Annotated in this window: 1 protein-coding gene and 1 pseudogene; both read right to left on the bottom strand. The window is 52.0% G+C overall.

Annotated features, from left to right (window positions below):
* Nucleotides 1-116 (bottom strand): annotated as a pseudogene (locus AC2AXP_RS22825) (IS3 family transposase); the annotation flags it as partial.
* 41 nt (nt 117-157) lie between these two features.
* A partial coding sequence (locus AC2AXP_RS22820) for an IS3 family transposase (RefSeq protein ID WP_130960768.1) occupies nt 158-252 on the bottom strand: 95 nt, incomplete at its 5' end.

Raw genomic sequence — 252 nt, 5'->3', positions numbered from 1 at the left:
CTTTTCGATAAAGACATACTTCATTTCAGGCGCTTGGCGAAGTATGTCGCGGCCTTTTGGAGAATGGCCAGTTCCTCGTCCCGTTCAGCCAGTTGGCGTTTGAGGCGGGCATTCTCAGCGGCGAGTTTGATCCTACCCACGTAATGTGGACACGGCCCTAAGCGAGGTTTTGGTTTTCAAACTGTTCCGGGCTAAGACCGCCACAGGCACTGTGACGACGCCAGCGATTGTAATCGCACTCGATATAATTAA

The organism is Serratia sp. Sp408 (genome assembly GCF_057180665.1).
The sequence above is the reverse complement of the archived record's forward strand: the minus strand, read 5'-3'. Positions and strand labels throughout refer to the sequence as shown.